Consider the following 15888-nt stretch of genomic DNA (forward strand, 5'->3'; position numbering starts at 1 on the left):
TGCGGGACCGCCCCCGTTCCGGCACGCTGGGCAGATGGACGTGTGGCAGCTGGTGCTGGTGGGCCTTGTCATGGTCCTCGGCCTGTTCGGCGTGCTGGTCCCGGGTGTGCCGGGTCAGGCCATCGTCTGGGCCGCCGTCCTGTGGTGGGCGCTGGCGGACACGTCCCGCGCCGCCTGGGTCGTCCTGATCGGCGCCACGGCCCTGCTGCTGCTCAACCAGGCGCTCAGACCGCTGCTGCCCTCCCGCCGGAGAACCAGGACCGGGGCACCCCGGCGCACCCTGCTGGTGGGCGGCACGACCGCGATCGTCGCCTTCTTCGTCGTACCGGTCCTGGGCGGGATCCTGGGGTTTGTCGGGGGCATCTACGGCGCCGAGCGGATCCGGCTCGGCAGTCACCGGGACGGCTGGGCCTCCACCCGTACGGTCATGCGCACCGCCGGATACCCCCTGCTGGTGGAGTTGTTCGCGTGCCTGCTGGTGGTGGGCGCCTGGCTGGGCGCACTCATCCTGGGCTGAGCCGCGACCCCGGAGCGCCGTCCGTGGGGCTGAGCCGCGACCGGAGCGCCGCCCGCGTGTGAGGCTGGGGCATGACCGAATTCAGTGACGCCGAGCGCGCGTACCTCAGGACCCAGCGGCTGGGGCGCATGGCCACCGTCGACCCCAAGGGGCAGCCGCAGGCCAACCCGGTCGGCTTCCACCCGCAGGACGACGGGACGATCCTCATCGGCGGTTACGCCCTCGGCACCACCAAGAAGTGGCGGAACCTCCTCACCCACCCCAAGGTCGCGCTGGTCGTCGACGACATCGTGAGCGTCACGCCGTGGAAGGTGCGCGGGGTGGACATCCGGGGTGAGGCCGAGCTGCTGACCGGCCCGCACGACCTCGGTCCGCACTTCAGCGAGGAGCTGATCCGTATCCACCCGCGGAAGATCCACAGCTGGGGCCTGGAGTGAGCCGGGTGAGGGGGCCGGCGGACCGGCCCCCTCACCCTCGCCCGGCGCCGCCTACCGGAACTTCCCCCGCTTCGCGTCCATCGCCGCCCGCCCCTCCGCGCCCATGCGCTTCCAGTCGCGCCGGATCTCGGCCCGGAGCCGCGCGTCCGTCTTGGCGACGATCCGCTTGTTCTCGCGCAGCAGCTTGCGATAGCTCTCCAGCCGCCGGTCGGAGAGCGAACCGTCCGCCACGGCGGCGAGCACCGCGCACCCCGGCTCCGCGCCGTGCGCGCAGTCGTGGAAGCGGCACCCGCCGGCCAGCGACTCGATCTCCGAGAAGACCTGTCCGACCCCGTTCTCCGCGTCCCACAGCCCGACCCCCCGCAGCCCGGGGGTGTCGATCAGCACGCCCCCCGAGGGCAGCACGATGAGGTTGCGGGTCGTGGTGGTGTGCCGGCCCTTCCCGTCGACGTCACGGATGGCCTGCACCTCCATCAGCGGCCCGCCGAAGAGCGCGTTGGCGAGGGTGGACTTCCCGGCGCCGGAGACGCCGAGCAGCACACTCGTACCGTCCGACACGACGGCCGAGAGCACGTCCACCCCCTCCCCCGTCTCCGCGCTGACGGCGAGCACCGGCACGCCGGGCGCGGCGGACTCGACGTCCTTGACGAGATGGGCGAGTACGGCGGGGTCCGCCACCAGATCGGCCTTGGTGAGGACGACCAGCGGCGCGGCCTCGCGCTCCCCGGCGGCCCCGCTCTCCCTCGCGGGAGCGTTCTCCCGCAGCAGCGCCGCGCCGGTGGAGCTGGACATCGCGAGGGCGAGGAAGCGCTCGACGCGCCCGAGGTCCAGCTCCGCCGCGAGCGACACGCAGATCACGATGTGGTCGACGTTGGTGGCGAGGACCTGGCCCTCGGAACGCTTCGACGAGGTGGACCGTACGAACGCGGTCCGCCGGGGCAGCAGCGTCCGGACGAACCGGGGGTCACCGCCCGCGTCGAGGGCGACCCAGTCACCGGTGCACACGACGCGCATCGGATCGCGCGGTACGACGTACTCGGTGTCCGCCCGGACCGGACCGGCCGGCGTCACGACGTCACACAGGCCGCGGTCGACGCGTACGACCCGGCCGGGCACCAGGCCCCGCTCGGCGTACGGGGTGAACTCCGCCTCCCAGCCCGCGTCCCAGCCGTAGGGGGCGAGCGGGTGCGACGGAGAAGCCTCGGGGGAGGCAGAAACCTCGGGGGAGGCGGAAGACGCAAAAGAGAAAGACAAGGGAAACCCTTCACAAGGGTGGCCCCGGCACGCGCCTCGGGCGCGGAAGCTCCGGATCGGCGAAAGCGACGCGGAGGTCAGGTCAGCCGCGGGCCACAGGAGTGTCTGTGACACACATCTGCTGGATGCGGGCAGCGCCCATCTCGACGGCAACCATCGGTCACACCTCCTGGTTCACACAGCTCACGGAACGAACGGACCCAACGTAACGCCCATGCCCGGACGAGCGCCAAGTGTTTTTCGCGGCGGGGACCGGCCAGGACCGGCGGCCTCCCACGCCCCGTGTTCCCCAGGTGCGCATCGTCCGGACACACGGGCGACACCGCCCCGTCCCTTTGGGTCGCTGGCCTGGAGACCTTCTCCCCGCCCGGTTCGCCTCACCCCCCAAGACACCCACGAGGTCACTGAACACATGCCTGAACTCAATCGGCGTCGTTTCCTCCAGGTCGCCGGCGCGACCGCGGGCTTCTCCGGCCTGTCGAACAGCATCGACCGGGCCGCGGCCATCCCGGCCAGCCGTCGCTCCGGCACCATCGAGGATGTCGAGCACATCGTCGTACTGATGCAGGAGAACCGTTCGTTCGACCACTACTTCGGCTCGCTGCGCGGTGTCCGCGGCTTCGGCGACCCCCGCCCCGTCACCCCGGTCGGCGGGAAGTCCGTCTGGCACCAGTCCGACGGGACGAGGGAGGTCCTGCCGTACCACCCGGACGCCGAGGACCTCGGCATGCAGTTCATCGAGGGGCTCGACCACGACTGGGCGGGCGGCCACCAGGCCTGGAACCAGGGCCGGTACGACCAGTGGATCCCCGCCAAGTCCGCGGGCACGATGGCGCACCTGACGCGTGAGGACATCCCGTTCCACTACGGGCTCGCGGATGCGTTCACGGTGTGCGACGCGTACCACTGCTCGTTCATCGGGGCCACCGACCCCAACCGGTACTACATGTGGACCGGCCACGTCGGGAACGACGGCAAGGGCGGCGGGCCCGTGCTCGGCAACGACGAGCTGGGGTACGACTGGACGACGTACCCGGAGCGGCTGGAGAAGGCCAGGATCTCCTGGAAGATCTACCAGGACATCGGGGACGGCCTGGACGCGGCCGGGAGCTGGGGCTGGATCGACGACGCCTACCGGGGCAACTACGGCGACAACTCGCTGCTCTACTTCAACCAGTACCGCGACGCGAAGCCCGGGGACCCGCTGTACGACAAGGCGCGGACGGGCACGAACGCGAAGGCCGGCGACGGGTTCTTCGACATCCTGCGGGCGGACGTCAAGGCGGACCGGCTGCCGCGCGTCTCCTGGATCGCGGCGCCCGAGGCGTTCTCCGAGCACCCCAACTGGCCCGCCAACTACGGCGCCTGGTACATCTCGCAGGTGCTCGACGCGCTCACCTCCAACCCGGAGGTGTGGAGCAGGACCGCGCTGTTCATCACGTACGACGAGAACGACGGCTACTTCGACCACGCCGTCCCGCCGTTCCCGCCCGCCTCGGCAGCGCAGGGCCGGTCGACGGTCGACACCACCCTCGACCACTTCCCGGGCGACAGCCGCCACGCCGCCGGACCGTACGGTCTCGGGCAGCGGGTGCCGATGCTGGTCGTGTCGCCGTGGAGCACCGGCGGGTACGTGTGCTCGGAGGTCTTCGACCACACGTCGATCATCCGGTTCATGGAGCGCCGCTTCGGGGTCTTTGAGCCGAACATCTCGCCCTGGCGGCGGGCGATCTGCGGCGACCTCACGTCCGCCTTCGACTTCTCGCTCAAGAACACGCGGCCCGCGCGCCTGCCCGGCACGGACGGGTACGAGCCGCCGGACCAGGAGCGGCACCCCAGTTACGTACCCGTGCCGCCGGACCGTCCCGTCCTGCCCAAGCAGGAGAAGGGGTCGAGGCCGACGCGCCCGCTGCCGTACGCCCCGTTCGCGGACGGGTCCGCGACCCCCGCGACCGGGCGGTTCACGCTCACCTTCAGCGGCGGGGAGGAGGCGGGGGCGGCCTTCACGGTCACTTCGGCGAACCGTACGGACGGGCCGTGGACGTACACGGCGGGGGCGGACCAGCAGCTCTCCGACACCTGGAACACCGCGTATTCGAAGGGCGCGTACGACCTCTCGGTCTTCGGGCCGAACGGGTTCCTGCGGACCTTCAAGGGCTCGGGCACGGTGGCGGGCCCCGAGGTGACGGCCCGGCACGACGGGCACCGGGGCCGGGTCGAGCTGACCCTGCGGAACGCGGGCACGCGCGACTGCCGGCTGACCCTCACCGACGCGTACGGCGGGAAGAGCGAGACGGTGAGGGTGCGCGCGGGCGGTCACGTGGTGCACACCGTCGACACGCGGCACGGCGAGCGGTGGTACGACGTGTCCGTGACGGCCGACACCGACCCGGCGTTCCTGCGGCGCCTCGCCGGCCATGTCGAGACCGGCGAGCCGGGCGTGAGCGATCCGGCGATCATCACCGGGTGACCCCTGGGGGGCGGCCGGCCGGACCGGCCGCCCCCGAGGTCACCCCGCGTCACCCCGCATCACCCCGCCTCGCTCCGCAGCCACACCGCCGTGTCCGGCGGGAGGTGGCCGTCGGGCAGGGGGTCGCTCGCCAGGAGGGGCTCCGCCCCGTCCGGTACGGACAGCGGTACGGGGTGGTCCGAGAGGTTGACCCGGCACACCAGGCCCGCGCCCTTCCGGAAGGCCAGTTCGCCCGGGGCCGACGGCAGCCACGTGAAGCGCTCGTCGCCGAGGAAGTCCCGGCGCAGCGAAAGCGCCGTACGGTACAGCTCCAGGAACGAACCGGCCCGGCCGGTCTGCGCCTCGACGGAGCGTTCGCCCCACCCGTCGGGCTGCGGCAGCCAGCTGCCGCCCGCGCCGAAGCCGTACGACGAACCCTCCCTGGTCCACGGCAGCGGCACCCGGCAGCCGTCGCGGCCCTTCTGGCCGTGGCCCGTGCGCTCCCACATCGGGTCGCGCAGCGCCTCCGCCGGCAGGTCGGCCACCTCGGGCAGGCCCAGTTCCTCGCCCTGGTAGAGGTACGTGGTCCCGGGCAGCGCGAGGGTCAGCAGCGCGGCGGCCCGGGCGCGCCGGTGGCCGCGCGTGTCGTCCACCGCCGGTTCGCGGCCGTCGCCGGTGACCCAGGCCCGCAGGTCGGTGCCCTCGGGGAGGCCATAGCGGGTGCGGTGGCGTACGACGTCGTGGTTGGAGAGCACCCACGTCGGCAGGGAGCCGGTGGTCGCCGCGTCGGCGAGCGAGGTGTCGATGACGTCGCGGAAGGCGCCGGACTCCCACGGGCAGCGCAGGTGGAAGAAGTTGAAGGCCTGGTGGAGTTCGTCGGGCCGGGTGTAGAGCGGCAGCCTCGCGGCGCTGACACCGGCTTCGGCGACCATGATCCGGGGCGGGGCGTACGCGTCGGTGATCTTCCGCCAGACGCGGTATATGTCGTGGACCTCGTCGCGGTCCCAGAACGGGTGGTTGAGGCCCGCTGGCGGCGAGTTGAGGGGTGCGGTGTCGCCGCCGTGGGTGTCGCGCAGCGGTGGTACGAGGTCCTTGCGCAGGCCGTGCGCGACGTCGACGCGGAAGCCGTCGACGCCGAGGTCGAGCCAGAACCGCAGGGTGTCCTCGAAGTCGGCGGCGACCTCGGGGTTGTCCCAGTTCAGGTCGGGCTGCTCGGAGGCGAAGATGTGCATGTACCACTGGCCGTCCGGGACGCGGGTCCAGGCGGGGCCGCCGAACTTGGACTGCCAGTCGGCGGGCGGCCGGGCGCCGTCGGGGCCGGTGCCCTCGCGGAAGATGAACCGGTCGCGGGCGGCGGAGCCGGGGGCCGCCGCGAGTGCTTCCTGGAACCAGGGGTGCTGGTCGGAGCAGTGGTTGGGGACGATGTCGACGAGGGTACGGAGGCCCAGTTCGCGGGCCCTGGCGAGGAGCGCGCGGAAGTCGTCCAGGGTGCCGTGGCGGGGGTCGACGCCCCGGTAGTCGGCGACGTCGTAGCCGCCGTCGGCGAGCGGGGACGGGTAGAACGGGGTGAGCCAGACGGCGTCCGCGCCGAGGTCCGCCACGTGCCCGAGGCGGTCGGTGATGCCCCGGAGGTCGCCCATGCCGTCACCGTCGGCGTCGGCGAAGCTGGGGACGTACACCTGGTAGACGACGGACTCGCGCCACCAGTCGGGGCGGGGCCCGCCGGGGGCGGCCCGCCGGTCCTGGGAGGTGGCCGGGGCGCGGCCGGAGCCGGTGCGGTCTTGGCCGTCGGCGCTGACGTCCGGGATCGCGTGCTGTGTCACTGAAACCTCTCGTGCCGTGCTCGGGGGACGCCTGGGTGGCGTGCGGTGCGATCATCCCCCAGGGGGCGCAAGAGGAGAGCAGGGCGGCGCGGGAGCGGTGGGGCGCGCGGGAGTGATGGGGCGCACGAGGGCGGTGGGTGGCCCGGCGGCGGACCGGCCGCGCGGGAGCGGTGGGCGGCCCGGTGGCGGCTCGGCCCCGCGGGACGCCGGGTCGGCGGGGCGTCAGCGAGGAGTCCGTACGTCCTTGGCGCGGCCGAGTCGCGCGGCGGCGCGGGCGGCCTGGACCGCGTAGTGCCCCTTCGCCTCGGACGAGCGGAGGGAGCGCAGCGCCAGCAGCAGGACGCCGATGTCGTCGAGATACACCGGGTCCGGCACCAGGTCGGTGGGGAGGATTAGGTAACCGATCGCGGCCCAGAACATCCACTTGCGCCGCTCCGGCACCCCCGCGGCGCGGAGCGCGCGCCGGGCGCGTACGAGACGGACGGCGAGGGTGATCGCGCCGGCGAGGGTGATCAGCGCCAGCACGACGCCGACGGCGATGAGGATCATGAGTTCGGTGCTCATTGCGGTCTCTTCCGCCGGGGTCCTGGTTCAGGTCTCCCTACCGGTACCCCGTGACGGGCCGTCCCACCACTAGGGCGGCACACCCGTCACCACGCACGCAAGGGGGCGCCTCCGGCCGAATCGGCGAGCCGCGTGGGGTCGTTCGGAGGGCCAGGAGGCCGCAACCGATCAGATTCAGCCAAGATCATCGTGCGGGCATATCGGTGATACAGGTCACAACGGGCCGCCGCACCCCCGGTGTTGATCTCGTATTCGGCCGCCCTTCGGCAGACCCGGCGGGTCCGCCGGACGCTACGCGCGTCACGTCCGGCGCGGCGGGCGCCCGCGCGGCCGTCCGGCGCACGGCCGGATGACGTCACCGGGACAACTGCGGTGCTCGGCGGGGGTACGTGCTGCGGGCACCCGGTTCGCTCCCGGTCGCGACACGAGTGCGCTCCCGCACCATCCGCCCCTCCCGTACTGGCCGCGCCCGGCCGCCGGACCGTGATCCTTCCGGCCGCCGCCGCCCGCCCCGGGCCGTACCGTCCCGGCGCGCCGGGCGGCGCGCTCCGGTGGTCCAGAAGTGGGCCTTGTCCAGAAAGGGAACTGGAGTCAACTATTCACTCCGTGCGATTGACAGGTTCACGGCCAAAACCGAATGGCGGTGGACAGTCGCACACCAGCGGTCCGCTTACCCGACGGGCCGCGCGTTTCCCCCATCAATGGAGGATGTTGTGACCTTCAAGCGCCTTTCCCCCCTCGGCTCGATCTCCAGACGCGTCCGTGTTCTCGCGGTCGCCTCCGGTCTGGTGACCGTCGCCGCGCTTGCGGCCCCGACTGCTATCGCCCAGCCCGCCCCCGTCGCCCCCCTGGCGACCCAGCTCGCCGCCGCGGACGCCGGTGTGCGCAGCGCCGCCGTCGTCGGCTCCGCCTGGTACACGGACGCCGCCTCCGGCAAGGTCGTCGTCACCGTGGACAGCACGGTCTCCGCCGCCGAGATATCGGAGATCAAGGGCTCCGTCCCGGACGACTCCAAGCTCACGATCAAGAAGACCCCCGGCACGTTCACCCCCCTCATCGCCGGCGGCCAGGCCATCTACGCCGGGGGCAGCCGCTGCTCCCTCGGCTTCAACGTCCGTAGCGGCAGCACGTACTACGCGCTGACCGCCGGGCACTGCACCAACATCAGCGCCAACTGGTACACCAACTCGGCGGGCACCGCGGCGCTCGGCACCCGCGCGGGGACCAGCTTCCCGGGCAACGACTACGGCATCATCCGTCTCTCCAACGCGTCGCTCGCCGACGGCCGGGTCTCCCTCTACAACGGCTCGTACCAGGAGATCTCGTCCGCCGGTAACGCCAGCGTCGGCCAGCGCGTGACCCGCAGTGGCTCCACCACCGGGGTCCACACCGGTACGGTCCAGGCCACCAACGCGACCGTCCAGTACTCCCAGGGCGCCGTCTCCGGTCTGATCCAGACCAACGTCTGCGCCGAGCCGGGCGACAGTGGCGGCGCGCTCTTCGCCGGCACCGTGGCGCTGGGCCTGACCTCTGGCGGCAGCGGCAACTGCTCCTCCGGCGGCACCACGTTCTTCCAGCCGGTCACGGAGGCGCTGAGCGTCTACGGGGTCAGCATCTTCTAAGCACGTCACGCGTCTTCCGGGCGCGTCAGCGCCCTCTGGACCGAACGTCCCCGGTCGCCGGGCGGGCATCGCGCCCGTCCGGCGGCCGGGGACACGTCCGTTCCGGGGCGCGGGCGGGGGCCTTCCCGCCCTCAGCCGAGAGCCGCCGCCGCGGGCAGCGTCACCTCGAAGCGGCAGCCGCCGGTGACGTTGTGGACGGCCGTACGGCCCGCGTGGGCCTCCACGATGCCCCGGACGATCGCCAGCCCGAGCCCCGCGCCCGCCGGGGGCGTACGGGCCTGGGTGCCGCGCCAGCCGGTGTCGAACACCCGGGGCAGATCCTCCGCCGGAATCCCCCCGCAGCCGTCCGTGACGGACAGCACGACCGAGTCCTCGCGCCGTACCGCCGCCACCGCGACCGTGCCGTCGGCGGGCGTCCGGTGGATGGCGTTGACGAGCAGGTTGGCGAGGACGCGGGTCATCTCCTTGCCGTCCACCTCGACCGGTACGGCCTCGATGCTCCCGCCGACCAGCCGGACCCCGTGCTCCCTGGCGAGCGGGTCCACGCCCGCCAGCGCCTCCCCCACCAGGTCGTAGACCGACATCCGGGTCGGTGCCAGGGCCAGCGCCCCGGCGTGGATACGGGACAGCTCGAAGAGGTCGCCGACCATCGAGTTCAGCCGCTCGACCTCGGCCCTGATCTGCCGGAAGTAGCGGTCCGGGTCCTGGACCATCCCGTCCTCCAGCGCCTCCGACATCGCGCGCAGCCCGGCGAGCGGGGTCCGCAGGTCGTGCGAGATCCAGGCGACCAGCTCACGGCGGGAGGTCTCCAGGGCGCGCTCGCGCTCCCGGGAGGCGGCGAGTTTGGCGCTGGTCGCGGCCAACTCCCTGCCCAGTGCGGACAGTTCGGCGGTGGAGTCCCCGTCGGGCGCGGCGAAGCTGCCCCCGTTCCCGAAGGAGCGGGCGGCGAGCGCCAGGTCGTGGCTCCGGGCCACCACCCAGCGGCCCAGCAGCATCGCGGTGGCGAGCGAGACGACCGCGGCCATCGCCGCGACCGTGGTGACGACCGACAGGTCGTGGGTCGACAGGAACATCGCCCAGGCGACCGCGAGCGTCCCCCCGAGCATCGCGGTCACCGCGACGGCGGCGACGACGGTCAGCGAGACGAGCACCGAGCGGTGGCGCAGCAGCCGCAGGACGAGGGCGCCGAGCAGTCCGGCGACCCCGGCACCGAGGAACGCGTACAGGGCGATGAGGAGCATGTCGGTCATCGTGCTCCCCGGCTCCCTTCGGACGGTACGGGGGCGGGCGTCGCGGCGTCGGGTGCTTCCACCGGTGCCTCCGCCTCCGCCGGCGCCTCCGCATCGGCCGGTACGTCGAAGCGGTAGCCGACCCCCCAGACCGTACGGATCAGCTTCGGGGCCGCCGGATCGTCCTCGACCTTGCCGCGCAGCCGCCGTACGTGCACGGTGACCGTCGACAGATCGCCGAACTCCCACCCCCACACGTCGTGCATCAGCCGCTCCCGGGCGATGGCCTGCCCCGGGTGGCGCATGAGGTGGGCGAGGAGGTCGAACTCCCGGAGGGTGAGCGAGAGCACCCGCCCGTCCTTGGTGACCCGGCGGGCCGCCGGATCCAGGGTGATCCCGGCGACGGTCAGCTCGGGCCCGGCCGGGGCGCCCCGGCCGGCGTGGCCGCGCCGCAGGACGGACTCGACGCGCAGCACCAGCTCCCGGGGGCTGAACGGCTTGGTGACGTAGTCGTCCGCGCCGATCTCCAGCCCGAGGATCCGGTCGTCCTCGTCACCGCGCGCGGTGAGCATGATCACCGGTACGGGCCCCGCCGCGCGCAGCCTGCGGCACACCTCCAGGCCGTCCATACCGGGCAGCATCAGGTCGAGCAGCACCAGCGAGGGCGACTTCCCGGCGGCGAGCCGCAGCGCCTGCGGCCCGTCGGCGGCCCGGTCGACGGCGAAGCCCGCGCGTTCCAGGTAGCCGGTGACGACCTCGGCGACGGTGGGATCGTCGTCGACGACCAGGATGGTGTGCATGACGGCAAGTCTCCTCGGACGGTGACCGGTGCACCGCCCCTCACCCCTTACGAAACCATGACGTCCGATGCGTACGAGCCCCACGTCCGATTCGTTCAAGACCGCGGGGCGGCGGGTCCCTACGGTGGGCGCATGACTCCTCGACTCGACGCGACCTCCCTGGTCGTCTCCGACATGGCGGCCTCGCTCGCCTTCTACCGCCTCCTCGGCCTGGACATCCCGGCCGGCGCGGACACCGCGCCCCATGTGGAGGTCCGGCTTCCGGGCGGTACGCGGGTCCTCTGGGACACGGAGGACACGGTCCGGTCCTTCGACCCGGGCTTCACGGCGCCGGAGGGGAGCGGGCGGATCGGGCTCGCCTTCCTCTGCGAGAGTCCGGCCGAGGTGGACGCCACGTACGCGGCGCTGACCGCCGCCGGGCACCGGGGGCACCTCAAGCCGTGGGACTCGGTCTGGGGGCAGCGTTACGCGATCGTCCTCGACCCGGACGGCTGCGAGGTCTCGCTCTTCGCCAGCGCGGCGTAGGCGCCCAGGGTGAGACCCGCCAGCTCGCGGGTCTCGCGCGCGAGATGCGCCTGGTCCGCGCACCCGGCGGCCGTGGCCGCCGCCGCGTACGGCATCCCCGCCCGTACGAAACCCAGCGCGCGCTGGAACCGGAGCACGCGCGCCAGGGTCTTGGGCCCGTACCCGAAGGCGTCCAGCGAGCGGCGGTGGAGCTGGCGGGCGCCGAGCCCGACGGCGTCGGCGGTCGCGGCCACACCGCGGCCCGCGTCGAGCCGGGCGACGACGGCCCGCAGCAGCGGGTCCGGCGCGGGGGCCGCGGCCGCGCGGCGCAGCGCGACGGCCTCCAGCGCGGCGGCCGGGTCCCGGGCGGCGTCGAGGCGCGCGGTGAGCCGCCGCACCTCCGCGGGGGACCACAGGTCGGCCAGGTCGACGCGGCGGTCGCGCAGTTCGTGCGCGGGCACCCCGAGCAGGGCGGGCGCGGTGCCGGGCGCGAACCGCACCCCGGCGCAGCCCGTCGCGGGAACGGTGGAGTGGTGGGCCCGGGTGTCGGGCCCGGCGACGAGCAGCCGGCCCCCGATCCAGAGCAGGTCCATGCAGCCGTCGGGGAGTACGGGGTACGGGGCGGTAGCGCCCGCGTCTGTCGCGGTCTGCGGGGTCTGCGCGGTCTGCGGGGCCCGCGTGACCTTCGTGGCCTCCGCCGTCTTCGTCCAGACGACCGCGCCGTCCAGCCGCGAGGCCCTTTCGTCGTACATACCGATGAGGCTAAACCGTCTCCTGCCCGGCGGCGCTGATCCACAATGGTCGCTCCTACGCATTTCCTACCGCGGGGGCGACGATGACGGCACTGATGGAGTTCACCACCGACAGCGGGGCGCGGGTGATGGTCGAGGTCGACCGTGACGCGCCGGGCGCGAGGCCCGTCAGCCGTGGCAACTCCCTGGCGCAGGCGGGCCGTACGTTCGACGAGGCGCTGACCGGGATCCGCGCGGCGGCCGAATCGGCGCTGGCGGTGTTCCGGGACGGCCCGCTGAATCCGGACTCCGTGGAGCTGGAGTTCGGGGTGAAGCTGATGGCGGAGGCCGGTGCGGTGATCGCCAAGAGCTCGGCCGAGGGCCATCTGACGGTGAAGCTGTCCTGGGCGCCGGGGTCGGGCGGAGCACCGGACGGCGGGGCCGCGCCGACCGCCGTCGCCGGATCGGCCGTTGCAGGACCGACCGTGCCCGGACCTGCCGGGCCCACCGGGCCGTGAGGGCCTCTCCCGCCTGGCACGCGCGGATCGACGTCGGGGGCGTGGTGGAGGGGTCCGGCTTCCTCGTCGCCGAGGACACGGTCCTGACCTGTGCCCATGTGGTGGGCCGGTGGCCGCGCGCGGAGGTGGTCTTCCCCGGTGCGCGGAGCCTCGGCCCGGTGGCGGCCGAGGTGGTCGCGCGCGGGGCGTGGGCCGGCGGTGACACGGACCCGGGCGATCTCGCGGTGCTGCGGCTCGACCGGCCGGTGGGCATCGTCCCCGCCGCCTTCGCCCCGCTCGTCGGGCCGTACGCCACGCCGCCGCCGAAGCTGGTCGCGTACGGCTTCCCCGACGGTTACGAGGAAGAGGGCGTGCAGACCGAACTGCGCGCCACCTCGCACCTGTTGATCCAGGACGAGTGGGCGCAGCTGGAGTACTGGCGGGGGTACGGGCAGCAGGCCGACCGGGGATTCAGCGGGGCCGCCGTGATGGTGGAGTCGAGCGGCGAGGTGGCCGGGATGGTCGTCACGCAGGACGCGGTCACCCGCAACTGCCGGATGATTCCGGCGCGGGTGCTCGCCCGCCACTGGGCGCCGCTGGCCGACCGGGTCCCGACGGGCAGTTACCGGGGAGAGGAGAAGCGGCGGCTGCGCGAGCTGATCGAGCGGGCCCGCGTGACGCGCGGCACGCCGGGGGCGCTCTTGCAGAAGGTGTCCGGTACGCAGGACTTCGTCCTGCCGGGGGTGGAGCCGGACACTCTGTGGGCGGCGGTCTGGTACTTGCTGACGGAGACGGAACCGCGGCCCGACCGGCTGCCCTTGGCGGACCTGGCCGTCCACCTGGTCTCGTACGTGGACGACGAGACGCTGGGGGACGAGCTGCGCGCCTGGGCGCGAAGCCACCGGAGCACCCACGATCACGCCTCCGCACCGGAAACGGTGTGGCCGGAACGGGAGCCGTCGGTACGGGAGTCATCGGTACACGAGTCGTCAGCCACAGGCGGTACGGCGGAGGGCGGACCGGCCGTGATGGCTCTCGGCTCCGGGGAGCTGCCCCCGGCACCGGCGCCCGAGGCGGCGGTGGCCGCCCCCGCCGTGCCGCTCGTCGCGCCGGCCGTCGTGCCGCCGCCCCAGGTCGCCCCGGATCCGGCCCCCGCCCCGTCGCTCCCCTTCGCCCCCTCGCCCTCCGCCCAGGCGGAAGCCGCGCCCGTACCCGTACCCGTACCGGCGCCTTCGCCCGCCCCCGACCCCGCCCCGCCTCCGGCCCCCCGGCTCCCCGCCCGCACCCGCCACTGGTCGCCGATCCTGGTCGAGATCCGCCGCAGCGGCGCCGACCGCAAGGCGCTGCTGGTCGAGGTGTCCGCGTACCGGCACGGCCACCGGCGGCTGGTCGGCGAGCAGCGGCTGACCAAACGGGACCTACAACCCTGGGTGCTGGACCGGATCGACGACGCCTTCGCCGAACTCGACACGACAGGGCGCGAGTTGATCGCGTTCGCCCTCCCCAGGGGCTGGCTCAACCACCCCGTGGACCAGTGGTCGGCCCGCAAGGGCACGCGCACGCCGCTCGGTTGTGTGGCGCCGGTGGTGGTGATGGACCACGACCGCAGGACCAACCCCCGGCTCCAGTTCCGGCTGAAGAAGATGTGGGACGTCCTGGACGAGCAGCGCGAGTCGCGGTTCCACCGGATCACCTGCGAGGGCGCCCCGGCGCCCGGCCTGCTCGCCGTCCAGCTCCAGGACGCGGCGGGCCCGGTGGCGCTGACCAGGCCGCCCACGGCGCCCGACGACCGGGCGACGCACCTCGCCGTCCTGGACGCGCCGGTCCCGATCGTGCTGTGGCCGCGCACCGGCTGCCCCGGAGGTGGCGGAGAGGCGTGCGGGGCCGCGTGCCGCGGCTCGGTGTTCCTGGACTCCCTGGCCGAGCGGCTGTCCCTGCTCGCCCCGGGCGAACTGCCCGAGCACGTCTTCGCCCTGCGCAAGCACGCCTTCGGCCACGAGGGGCCCGAGCCGCACTGGGCCGCCGACCTGTCCTTCGTCTGGGACGATCCACGGTGGTTCCCCGACGTCCCGCGGCTGAACCGGTCGCCCGTCGACTGACCTGGAGGTCCGACATGTCGTCCCTGTGGCCGGTGTACACCGGAACCGACGAACCGCACGACGGCGTCGGGCTGTTGCCCGCGCCGCCGCCCTGGCGCGCCTTCAACGGCGGGCCCGTGGTCGAACTGCCCGCGGACGACCCTTCCCCGTCACCCGACCGGGTGCACCGGGCCCAGGCGTACCGGGCGACGCCCGAGAGCGTGCAACTCGTCAACGCCGCGCTGTACTTGCGCCGACCGCTGCTGGTGACGGGGCCGCCGGGGAGCGGCAAGTCCAGCCTGGCGTACGCCGTGGCCCGGGAGTTACGGCTCGGGCCCGTCCTGCGGTGGAACATCACCAGCAGGACGGCGCTCGGCGACGGGCTCTACCAGTACGACCCGCTCTCCCGGCTCTACGCGGCGGGCCAGGCCCCGGGGAACGGCACCATCGAGGACCACCTGCGGCTCGGCCCGCTGGGTACGGCGCTCCTTCCGTACGAACGCCCGCGTGTCCTGCTGATCGACGAGATCGACAAGAGCGACCTGGACCTCCCGAACGACCTCCTGAACGTGATGGAGGAGGGGCAGTACGAGATCCCCGAACTGGTCCGCGCCGCCAGGACCCGGGCCTCGGCCGAGGTGCTGATGGCGGACTCCGACCGGCTGGTACGGGTGGAGCGCGGCCGGGTGCGCTGCCGGGCGTTCCCCTTCACCGTCCTTACCAGCAACGGCGAACGGGACTTTCCGCCCGCGTTTCTGCGGCGCTGTGTGACCCTGGAACTGAAGCAGCCGGCCGCCGACCACCTGGCCGCGATCGTCCGGGCGCATCTGGGCCCTCTCGACGGACCGGCGCGGGATTTGGTACGAACGTTTCTGACGCGGGGCAGGAACGGTGAGCTGGCGACCGACCAGCTGCTCAACGCGATCTATCTCACCAGGACTTCCGGACTGGCCGGCGAGTCCAGGACGGAGTTGGCGGACCATCTGATGCGCTATCTGAGCCGGACGCCGGAACCCGATGAATTCTGATCTGGCCCGGTTACGGGACGTGCTGACGGCGGCGGGCGACGACCCGCCGACCGGCCGCGAGCTGGCCGAACTGCTCTGGCTCGCCACCCAGTCACGCCCTGTCCCGACCCCCACCGGGGAAGCGCCGCCCCTGCCGCCGCCCGGCGGGCAGCCTCCTCCGGAGCGGCAAACCCCGCCCGGCGGGCAGCCTCCAGCAAGCGGCCAACCCCCGGCGGACGAACAGACCCCGTGGGGTGGGCCGACTCCGTGGAGCCCGCAGACCCTACCGGGCAGGGAGGCCCCGCCGGGTGAGCCGACTCACCCGAGCACGCGACCCCCTGCCGGCGAACAGGCACCGCCGGGCGGGCACACCCCT

The 15888-nt window shown here is 73.4% G+C and carries 14 protein-coding genes; 8 read left to right on the forward strand and 6 right to left on the reverse strand.

All coding sequences use genetic code 11. From position 1 onward, the window contains the following. Window positions 1–34 precede the first annotated feature (34 nt). On the forward strand, window positions 35–517 hold the full coding sequence (locus ACIODU_RS11370) for a DUF456 domain-containing protein (protein WP_356425536.1): 483 nt from the start codon (window positions 35–37) through the stop codon (window positions 515–517). A gap of 71 nt (window positions 518–588) precedes the next feature. Beyond that, a complete protein-coding gene (locus tag ACIODU_RS11375; protein WP_161308140.1) occupies window positions 589–954 on the forward strand; it encodes a PPOX class F420-dependent oxidoreductase in 366 nt (121 codons plus the stop codon). Between the two features lie 51 nt (window positions 955–1005). On the opposite strand, the gene rsgA is transcribed toward ACIODU_RS11375, so the two are convergent. Then, window positions 1006–2208 carry a ribosome small subunit-dependent GTPase A gene (gene rsgA / locus ACIODU_RS11380; RefSeq protein ID WP_401766535.1) on the reverse strand — a complete coding sequence of 401 codons (1203 nt, stop codon included), beginning with the start codon at window positions 2206–2208 and terminating at the stop codon, window positions 1006–1008. A gap of 412 nt (window positions 2209–2620) precedes the next feature. Here rsgA and ACIODU_RS11385 point away from each other — a divergent pair, with 412 nt between their 5' ends. After that, a complete protein-coding gene (locus ACIODU_RS11385) occupies window positions 2621–4678 on the forward strand; it encodes a phosphocholine-specific phospholipase C (RefSeq protein ID WP_401766538.1) in 2058 nt (685 codons plus the stop codon). A gap of 59 nt (window positions 4679–4737) precedes the next feature. On the opposite strand, the gene ACIODU_RS11390 is transcribed toward ACIODU_RS11385, so the two are convergent. Together ACIODU_RS11390 and ACIODU_RS11395 are read right to left on the reverse strand one after the other, a co-directional pair. Then, on the reverse strand, window positions 4738–6480 hold the full coding sequence (locus ACIODU_RS11390) for a glycoside hydrolase family 13 protein (RefSeq protein ID WP_401766541.1): 1743 nt from the start codon (window positions 6478–6480) through the stop codon (window positions 4738–4740). 222 nt (window positions 6481–6702) lie between these two features. Then, window positions 6703–7044, reverse strand: coding sequence for a DUF1232 domain-containing protein (locus ACIODU_RS11395; protein WP_401766544.1), 342 nt, complete (start codon window positions 7042–7044; stop codon window positions 6703–6705). Window positions 7045–7757: 713 nt separating this feature from the next. Here ACIODU_RS11395 and ACIODU_RS11400 point away from each other — a divergent pair. Next, the gene (locus ACIODU_RS11400) at window positions 7758–8666 is read left to right on the forward strand and encodes a S1 family peptidase (protein WP_401766547.1); all 909 of its coding nucleotides are present in this window, start codon (window positions 7758–7760) and stop codon (window positions 8664–8666) included. Window positions 8667–8797: 131 nt separating this feature from the next. Here the strand turns inward: ACIODU_RS11400 and ACIODU_RS11405 are convergent, their stop codons facing one another. Both ACIODU_RS11405 and ACIODU_RS11410 read right to left on the reverse strand, forming a co-directional pair. Further along, window positions 8798–9916 (reverse strand): HAMP domain-containing sensor histidine kinase, encoded by a 1119-nt coding sequence (locus ACIODU_RS11405; RefSeq protein WP_356425522.1) that lies wholly within the window; start codon window positions 9914–9916, stop codon window positions 8798–8800. Continuing rightward, window positions 9913–10695, reverse strand: a complete 783-nt coding sequence (locus ACIODU_RS11410; RefSeq protein ID WP_401766551.1) for a response regulator transcription factor — start codon at window positions 10693–10695, stop codon at window positions 9913–9915. Before ACIODU_RS11410 ends, ACIODU_RS11405 begins: the two co-directional genes overlap by 4 nt. 132 nt (window positions 10696–10827) lie before the next feature. Here ACIODU_RS11410 and ACIODU_RS11415 point away from each other — a divergent pair, with 132 nt between their 5' ends. Further along, on the forward strand, window positions 10828–11220 hold the full coding sequence (locus ACIODU_RS11415) for a VOC family protein (protein ID WP_401766554.1): 393 nt from the start codon (window positions 10828–10830) through the stop codon (window positions 11218–11220). Here ACIODU_RS11415 and ACIODU_RS11420 read toward each other — a convergent pair. Further along, entirely contained in the window at window positions 11160–11951 is a 792-nt protein-coding gene (locus ACIODU_RS11420; protein WP_401766557.1) for a DUF6597 domain-containing transcriptional factor, read from the reverse strand. The two genes, ACIODU_RS11415 and ACIODU_RS11420, sit on opposite strands and share 61 nt — an antisense overlap. Window positions 11952–12034: 83 nt before the next feature. Here ACIODU_RS11420 and ACIODU_RS11425 point away from each other — a divergent pair, with 83 nt between their 5' ends. Genes ACIODU_RS11425 through ACIODU_RS11435 form a run of 3 tightly spaced genes read left to right on the forward strand, consistent with a single transcriptional unit; the run spans window position 12035 to window position 15533 of the window. Beyond that, window positions 12035–12448 carry a CU044_2847 family protein gene (locus tag ACIODU_RS11425; protein ID WP_401766563.1) on the forward strand — a complete coding sequence of 138 codons (414 nt, stop codon included), beginning with the start codon at window positions 12035–12037 and terminating at the stop codon, window positions 12446–12448. Continuing rightward, complete coding sequence (locus tag ACIODU_RS11430) at window positions 12445–14526, forward strand: trypsin-like peptidase domain-containing protein (RefSeq protein ID WP_401766566.1); 2082 nt, start codon at window positions 12445–12447, stop codon at window positions 14524–14526. Before ACIODU_RS11425 ends, ACIODU_RS11430 begins: the two co-directional genes overlap by 4 nt. Before the next feature lie 14 nt (window positions 14527–14540). Further along, a complete protein-coding gene (locus tag ACIODU_RS11435; RefSeq protein WP_401766569.1) occupies window positions 14541–15533 on the forward strand; it encodes an AAA family ATPase in 993 nt (330 codons plus the stop codon). Window positions 15534–15888: the final 355 nt, after the last annotated feature.

It is taken from the genome of Streptomyces sp. NPDC088261, assembly GCF_044740805.1.
Taxonomy (GTDB): Bacteria; Actinomycetota; Actinomycetes; order Streptomycetales; family Streptomycetaceae; genus Streptomyces.

What these genes read in the sequence shown, in the direction of transcription:
- ACIODU_RS11385 (WP_401766538.1), top strand. Translation starts at nt 2,621, where the DNA reads ATGCCTGAACTCAATCGGCGTCGTTTCCTCCAGGTCGCCGGCGCGACC.
- ACIODU_RS11410 (WP_401766551.1), bottom strand. Translation starts at nt 10,695, where the DNA reads ATGCACACCATCCTGGTCGTCGACGACGATCCCACCGTCGCCGAGGTC.
- ACIODU_RS11375 (WP_161308140.1), top strand. Translation starts at nt 589, where the DNA reads ATGACCGAATTCAGTGACGCCGAGCGCGCGTACCTCAGGACCCAGCGG.
- ACIODU_RS11435 (WP_401766569.1), top strand. Translation starts at nt 14,541, where the DNA reads ATGTCGTCCCTGTGGCCGGTGTACACCGGAACCGACGAACCGCACGAC.
- ACIODU_RS11395 (WP_401766544.1), bottom strand. Translation starts at nt 7,044, where the DNA reads ATGAGCACCGAACTCATGATCCTCATCGCCGTCGGCGTCGTGCTGGCG.
- ACIODU_RS11420 (WP_401766557.1), bottom strand. Translation starts at nt 11,951, where the DNA reads ATGTACGACGAAAGGGCCTCGCGGCTGGACGGCGCGGTCGTCTGGACG.
- ACIODU_RS11405 (WP_356425522.1), bottom strand. Translation starts at nt 9,916, where the DNA reads ATGACCGACATGCTCCTCATCGCCCTGTACGCGTTCCTCGGTGCCGGG.
- ACIODU_RS11425 (WP_401766563.1), top strand. Translation starts at nt 12,035, where the DNA reads ATGACGGCACTGATGGAGTTCACCACCGACAGCGGGGCGCGGGTGATG.
- ACIODU_RS11370 (WP_356425536.1), top strand. Translation starts at nt 35, where the DNA reads ATGGACGTGTGGCAGCTGGTGCTGGTGGGCCTTGTCATGGTCCTCGGC.
- ACIODU_RS11415 (WP_401766554.1), top strand. Translation starts at nt 10,828, where the DNA reads ATGACTCCTCGACTCGACGCGACCTCCCTGGTCGTCTCCGACATGGCG.